Annotated in this window: 10 protein-coding genes; all 10 read left to right on the top strand. The window is 35.7% G+C overall.

Annotated features, from left to right (window positions below; translation table 11 throughout):
- Window positions 1–138 precede the first annotated feature (138 nt).
- The 10 genes from H4J52_RS04760 (at window position 139) to H4J52_RS04715 (ending at window position 6793) form a co-directional block, all read left to right on the top strand.
- On the top strand, window positions 139–477 hold the full coding sequence (locus H4J52_RS04760) for a hypothetical protein (protein ID WP_182224296.1): 339 nt from the start codon (window positions 139–141) through the stop codon (window positions 475–477).
- 120 nt (window positions 478–597) lie between these two features.
- Complete coding sequence (locus tag H4J52_RS04755; RefSeq protein WP_182224295.1) at window positions 598–801, top strand: hypothetical protein; 204 nt, start codon at window positions 598–600, stop codon at window positions 799–801.
- A 907-nt stretch (window positions 802–1708) separates the two neighbouring features.
- A complete protein-coding gene (locus tag H4J52_RS04750; RefSeq protein ID WP_182224294.1) occupies window positions 1709–2149 on the top strand; it encodes a hypothetical protein in 441 nt (146 codons plus the stop codon).
- Between the two features lie 670 nt (window positions 2150–2819).
- Window positions 2820–2975, top strand: a complete 156-nt coding sequence (locus H4J52_RS04745) for a hypothetical protein (protein WP_182224293.1) — start codon at window positions 2820–2822, stop codon at window positions 2973–2975.
- 115 nt (window positions 2976–3090) lie between these two features.
- Window positions 3091–3531: a hypothetical protein gene (locus H4J52_RS04740; RefSeq protein WP_182224292.1), complete on the top strand. Its 441-nt coding sequence runs from the start codon at window positions 3091–3093 to the stop codon at window positions 3529–3531.
- Window positions 3532–3615: 84 nt separating this feature from the next.
- Complete coding sequence (locus H4J52_RS04735; protein ID WP_182218437.1) at window positions 3616–3978, top strand: DUF2750 domain-containing protein; 363 nt, start codon at window positions 3616–3618, stop codon at window positions 3976–3978.
- Between the two features lie 111 nt (window positions 3979–4089).
- Window positions 4090–4515, top strand: coding sequence for a hypothetical protein (locus tag H4J52_RS04730; protein ID WP_182224291.1), 426 nt, complete (start codon window positions 4090–4092; stop codon window positions 4513–4515).
- Between the two features lie 128 nt (window positions 4516–4643).
- Window positions 4644–4958: a hypothetical protein gene (locus H4J52_RS04725; RefSeq protein WP_182224290.1), complete on the top strand. Its 315-nt coding sequence runs from the start codon at window positions 4644–4646 to the stop codon at window positions 4956–4958.
- A 508-nt stretch (window positions 4959–5466) separates the two neighbouring features.
- Window positions 5467–6120, top strand: coding sequence for a hypothetical protein (locus H4J52_RS04720; RefSeq protein WP_182134740.1), 654 nt, complete (start codon window positions 5467–5469; stop codon window positions 6118–6120).
- 133 nt (window positions 6121–6253) lie between these two features.
- Complete coding sequence (locus H4J52_RS04715; protein WP_182224289.1) at window positions 6254–6793, top strand: DUF7010 family protein; 540 nt, start codon at window positions 6254–6256, stop codon at window positions 6791–6793.
- The last annotated feature ends 243 nt before the right edge of the window (window positions 6794–7036 follow it).

The raw sequence follows: 7036 nt of genomic DNA, 5'->3' as shown, positions 1-7036 counted from the left end.
ACTAATCGATTGATAAATGGATTGGTCCAACTATAAGCCATTCAAGCAGGACAAATAACAGTTGGCTATTTGCTCCTTCGTCGCTTATTTTAGCCAACTATCATTTGCCTCTTAATGGGGCGTTAGGTTTCCTTATATATGAAGCATCGGAAATATCCAATTGAATGGAGTCTTATCGGAGTAGCTATATTAGTTGCTGTTATCTCTGTAATCGCAGATTATTATTCAACTGATTATAATTGGTTTGCTCGTTCGGGTTCTGTAGTTGTTCTTTTGGCTGCATTTGTAGAGTTTAAGATCTCTTCACACATATACGAAGACATCCAACGAGCTCAATTTATGCAATCAAAAATAAATATGTCTATCCCGCTTAAAGCAAAACCAACTAAACCAAGACGCAATGTTTCGTTTGCGGCTCATATATTACTGGTTGTAGGCACAATTATATGGGGTTACGGTGATCTAATCTGGTCTTAAAACCTAACAAGGCGTTCAAACGGACAAAAAACAGTTGGCTGTTTCACTCCGTTCACAATTTTAGCCAACAATTTTTTGCCGCTTAACGTGGCGTTATGTGTATCTAGGAAGTCTGCAAATATGGAGTTTTTGGATGGAATGACTGTAAACGAAAGACTGTTCGCTCTAAAGAAAATGGATAGTTTTGATCAAGCGATAGTTTCAGGCAACAAAGAGGTAGCGATTAAGATTTTAGAGGTTTGTGAACTATCTAACGAAACTGCAAAATCTACGGTTACAGAAATACTTAAAAGTCCTAAAAGTTTTGGTTACTCTTTAAATTAATGTTGTCATAATAGTGCTTGGTTATCATACACATAACAAGGCGTTCAAACGGACAAAAAACAGTTGGCTGTTTCACTCCGTTCACAATTTTAGCCAACAATTTTTTGCCGCTTAACGTGGCGTTATGCGGCATTGCGAATTCGATTAAATGTAATTGTGGTAGTTGCCTTTCCTTTATCTTGGTTATTTACGCGTAATTAAATCTATTTTAGTTTTTGGTTAAATAGTTTTTCGCCAAAGTAGGTAAGTGGTAAATTAACTTTTCATTAGTGGCTCAAAATTCACGGTTTAGTGTGTCGCAATGCTGTGAGTTTTTTTAATGTGCATTTTATGTCGCTAATATTTATATAAATTGTGCAGTTTGTGGTAATGTAAAAATCGCATAACAAGGCATTCAAACGGACAAAAAAAAGTTGGCTGTTTTCACTTCGTTCAACATTTTAGCCAACAATTTTTTGCCGCTTAATGTGGCGTTATGTGTAAAGGGTTCTCAATCAAATATCTCATTCTTATCATTTGCGTAATACTGTGGATTGTTAAATTTTTTGCATGGTTCACACCGACTAATACCCTAGTTGCTAATGGATTCGGTGCTCTAACTATATTTGATTTAGTGGTTTCTTTTACTTTTGGTTTGTTAGTGTCATTCTATGTGTATAAAACTAGACTAAGTTACAGCAATAAATATCTATTTTGGTCTAATCAAATTTTAAGTTTTGCTTTGGTTTTACCGTCTGTTGGAGTTGTTTTTATGGCTTTCTATGCTGTTTTTGTTCTAGGTGCGTAATTACACATAACAAGCTGTTCAAGCGGGACAAATAACAGTTGGCTAGTTTCGCTCCGCTTCACATTTTAGCCAACTACAATTTGCCCCTTAACAGGGCGTTATATTGCACGAGGAGGTTAGGTGAATTTCGTCAATAATATCGAAAACTCTTTTTATCCTGAGATATACTCCCAATCACTTTCACTAAATACTGATTTGAGTTTATGTCTGTTTAAAAAGGTTAAATTAGCCAGATACGTTTTAGCTGTTAAAGGTTTTGATTCAAACCTAGATATTAAAACTCAAATTGCAAACGCTCGTAAATCAATTAGGCAGCAAACTTCAGCTATGTGGCTTTTTAAAGAAATTGGTGCTTACATTGTATTTGTTTGCGATGAACTCCCTGATTTAAAAGAGTCCCAATTAGAAATAGATCGTACAGGGTTTCATGCAGTTATAGTTCAAGGAGTTCACTTGGTTTCAAAGTCCGGCGTTCACTTATTTAACCACACTAAGTGGCGGAATTATTCGTTCGGAGATACTGAAAGTATTGCTTCAAGGCTAGTGAGTAGTGCAATATAACAAGCCATTCAAGCAGGACTTTTAACAGTTGGCTAGTTCCGCTTCGCTTCACATTTTAGCCAACTATCAAAAGCCTCTTAATGGGGCGTTATGCGGCATTGCGAATTCGATTAAATGTAATTGTGGTATTTGTCTTTATCTTGGTTATTTACGCGTAATTAAATCTATTTAGGTTTTTGGTTAAATAGTTTTTCGCCAAAGTAGGTAAGTGATAAATTCACTTTTCATTAGTGGCTCAACATTCACAGTTTATTGTGTCGCAATGCTGTGAGTTTTTTTAATGTGCATTTTATGTCATTAATATTTATATAAATTGTGCAGTTTGTGGTAGTGTAAAAATCGCATAACAAGGCATTCAAACGGACAAAAAACAGTTGGCTGTTTTCACTTCGTTCAACATTTTAGCCAACAATTTTTTGCCGCTTAATGTGGCGTTATGCGCATTAATTAATTTCCAGCTAGTTTAGAAAACTATATATAAAGAGAGTTCTGCAATATGTGGTCTATTTTCAACATCATTTCAAATCTTTGGTTATTGGCATTCATCCCGCTTCTATTAATAATATTTTTGTCTCGTTTGTTCATAACTGCATCAAGAAATTATTTCAGTATTAAAAGAATTTTTATAGCAGCATCAATTTGGGTTGTCTCAGGGATATGCTTTTATATTATGGGTTCTCTAGAAAGCACTAATAGTCTAGGAATGGTATTTTTCAAAGTTTATGCTGCAATGGGTATTGTTTCAATTGCCGTGTTGTTTTTGCCCATCAAAGCACTAAAAAATAGCAGCAAAACAGGTTCAAATCATAGTAATATCGGCGCATAACAAACGGCTCAAACGGACAAATGTTCGCTGTCACCTTTTATGCAAAGAAACGCATAAAAGCCGCCATCAAAAATTTGCACGGTTAGCCGGGCGTTATACGTAAAAAGGAGTTTCAGTGCTTAAAAATATTTCCTTAGCATCACTAATCTCATGTGTTGCACTAGTCTGCACATCAATTGGTTTTATAGTTGGGTTTCTAGTCAAAGGCCCTGCCGATGATTACATTGATACCTTTTCTAAAGAAAGGATGATTAATCCAATTGAAACGTTGGTGGCTTTCCAAGAAATGGAAATGTACTCTGCGCAGCCATATTCAGTATTTAAATTTCTATCTGATGCCATATCCGATTATGAAAATGGAGAAACGGAGTTCGATACACCAACATATCTAGCTCTATACATGAACTTGATGGTTCCCGATATGGAAAAATACTGTTCCGGTTTCTACGAACTTGGCAAGGTAAAGCAAGATTGTTTGGATTCAATTAACAAAGCTAAGGAACAATTCTCCCGATATGATCCACGTATAACAAAGCGTTCAACACGGACTCCGTAATGCTGTCACCTTTTTCGCAAAAACACGCAAAAAAGTCGCCATCATTACTACGCCGGTTAACGCGGCGTTAGGAGACTTGATTAAATGAGCGTAGGTTCGCAGATTGAAAAATTCTATCAAGAGGTATCAGAAAAGCAATATTTATGGTTTGGTGAATTCCCAGACGGAACAATGCTTGAGTTTGATGTTTCTGATAACCGAGTATCTCTTCCTGTTTGGTCTTCTAAATCTAGAATCGTTAGATTGAAAAAATTAAATTCAGATTTATTATCTGAAATCGAACCCAGAGAAATGTCTTGGGAAAACTTTAAAGAACATATGGTTCCGATTCTAGAAGACAAAAACCGACTAATTAATCTAAACTTGAGCGGTAAAAACTTAACAGGTTTTGATTTAGAAATTAGTTCTTTAATTAGAAACTTAGAGGCTCGCATAAGCGTCTCCTAAGCTATTCAAGACGGACGCTAAACAGTTGGCTAGCTTCGTTCCTCGCATTTTAGCCAACAATTTATCGCCGCTTAATAGGGCGTTAGGTGAATTTCAGGTTTGGGTATATGGATGAACATTAAAACAAAATTACTTTTTATATTTTTATTTCCCTTTAGTTTGTTTGCTAATGATGTTCTTGTTGGTAAAACAGAGCTCGGAACTGAATTTAAATTATCAAAAGCAGAATGGCCAATTGTCTTTAGGTGTAAACACTATGGTGGCCCTCAATCGGGTAAATTTATGTTTAGCCTTAGAAAGAAAAATACTGAGTCATTGGCATTAGAAAACGCTTGGCTTATATTTCCTGATCATAGTGGTTATGCAGGTGAACTCTATCGTAATGGGCTGGACTGGCGCTTTGATTGGACTGATAGGAAATCAGAAAATAGATTCACAATCAGCATTAAACGAGGCGGAGAAGGTTATTATTATGATTGGGGGTTGGCTAAAGCTGACGGAACAATGACGGCTACCCGAACTGCGACTTGTGAATAATTCACCTAACAAGAACTTAAAGTCGGACACTGAAACAGTTTGCTGTGTTTCGTACCTCAACAATTATAGCAAACTATTTTTGCGCCGCTTAAGTTGGCGTTATGTTTTTCTCAAGTGTTGTGGAATAAATGGATTTAGCTAAATATCAAAAAATAGAAGTATGTGTATTGGGTTTAATAGCACCAGTATTACTACTCACTTACACTATTTTATTATTGCTCTCCGGTGAAGCTGTTTTTTGGGGGCGTAGTTCAACCATCATCTATCATTCTAACGAAGCATATTTTGTGTCACTGCTTTGGTTTGGTGTGTCTGGTAGTATGTTTAGTCATTTCTTCCTCCGGCCATTAAAATTGTTATCGCAAGTCTCGCGTAAGTTAATCTTATATATTTCAATGCTTTTACTTTGTTCTGGTTTATTGTCTGCAATAGTTTTAGTATAAAAAACATAACAAGAAATTAAACAAGGACAAAAAACAGTTGGCTTTTTGTTCACTACGTTCACCTATTTTAGCCAACCATTTTTTGCCTGTTAATTGGGCGTTATACGGCATTGCGAATTCGATTAAATGTAATTGTGGTAGTTGCCTTTTCTTTATCCTGATTATTTACGTGTAATTAAATCTATTTCAGTTTTTGGTTAAATAGTTTTTCGCCAAAGCAGGTAAGTGGTAAATTCACTTTTTATTAGTGGCTCAAAATTCACGTTTTGGTGTGTCGCAATGCTGTGTTTTTTAAATGTTTATTTTATGTCGTTAATATTTATATAAATCATGCGGTTTGTGGTAATGTAAAAATCGCATAACAAGGCATTCAAACGGACAAAAAACAGTTGGCTGTTTCACTCCGTTCACATTTTAGCCAACAATTTTTTGCCGCTTAATGGGGCGTTATGCTCTTAAGCCTGATGGTCAGGTTTATATTATCTAAAGTTTATTAAAGGGAATTATTATGCTTTTGTTTCACATCATCGCAGGTTCATTTGTACTATTATTTGGTATAGGCGCTTTGATCTTCTCTAAAGGAGAAAAATTACATAGGTATAGTGGTAATTTATTTTTCTTTTCATTGTTACTAATGGCAGGAAGTGGGGCCTATTTTGCCGATGACCCTACGATCGCTATTTCATCTGTGTACTTCGCTTCAACAGCATGGGTTATAGTTCTGATGCCAGAAAAGAAAATAGGTGTTTTTGACATAGTAGCGTTTATTGTCATTTCAGTTATAAGTGCGAATTTCTTTTATGCTGCAATCACTTCAGAACCAGGCTTCATGGTTACTATGTTTTATATATTTGGAAGTGTTGCTTTACTTGCAGCACTTCTCGATTTGAATATGATTATACGTGGTGGAATATCTGGTGCTCATCGTATTGCGCGACATCTGTGGCGTATGTGTTATGCATTACTAGGAGCGGTACTTTCCTTTGTTGCGAATACATCAGATAAATGGCCTAATTTCATTGATGCAAACTTACCGATTTATTTGTTAATTGTAATAATTTTTTATTGGCTAATTCGCGTATTATTTACGAAGTGGTTTGACAAAAGAAAAGATGTAATTGGGAAGGGTTCTACTCTTTTAAGTGGTAAGTTGAGTCAATAGATATAGAGCATAACAAGCCATTCAAGCAGGACTTTTAACAGTTGGTTAGGTTTCGCTTCGCTTCACATTTTAACCAACAATTAAAAGCCTCTTAATGGGGCGTTAGAGCTATAGATCAATTTCTGGAGATGTAATGGATAATAGAGATGAGTTAATACGTTTTACTAAAAAGGGGATCGGTTTTCCATTTGCTGGATTAATCGTAATGTGCCTTTGCGCTTTAGTCATTAATTTTCTCCCACAAAGGCAGGCTTTGATAATGGTTATCTTTGCTACTGGTAGTACATTTCCAATAGCTTTCTTTATATCAAAAATATTCAAAGTTAATCCATTTGCTAAATTCCCGCCATTATCAAACTTGGCCACAGTTTTAGCCTGTGCTCAATTTTTATATTGGCCAGTGCTTATCTTAGTACTTCAATTAATTCCCAATTGGTTTCCATTCGTTTTAGCTATTCTTTTTGGCTCTCATTTCATTCCTTTTGGATGGCTTTATAAAAGTAAAGCTTATTACTTTTTAGGTTTTGCTATGCCTGCTGTAGGATGTGTAATGGCTTTTGGAGGGAGCGAGTTTTCTTATACATATACTTTTTTAGCTCTTATCCCTCTGTATTTGCTTACGTGTTTACTTCTTCTTAAAGAGAATTCAACAGTCAAATATGCAGTAATATAGCCCTAACAAGGCGTTCAAACGGACAAAAAACAGTTGGCTGTTTCACTCCGTTCACAATTTTAGCCAACAATTTTTTGCCGCTTAACGTGGCGTTATACGCACATGGAGTGTTTGTGATAATTATTGCTGTTTTTATTTTACTTTTTACATCTTTTCAATCTATAGCTGGATTGCCCCCTGAAATAAGTTTTGAGCAGGCATCTCTTCTAGGAATCAATGTTAGCTTAAAGGGAGACTTAGGCG

Origin of the sequence: Colwellia sp. MB02u-14 (assembly GCF_014076915.1) — a bacterium.
Taxonomy (GTDB): domain Bacteria; phylum Pseudomonadota; class Gammaproteobacteria; order Enterobacterales; family Alteromonadaceae; genus Colwellia_A.
Note: the sequence above shows the minus strand (reverse complement) of the source record. Positions and strands in the feature narration are given on the sequence as shown.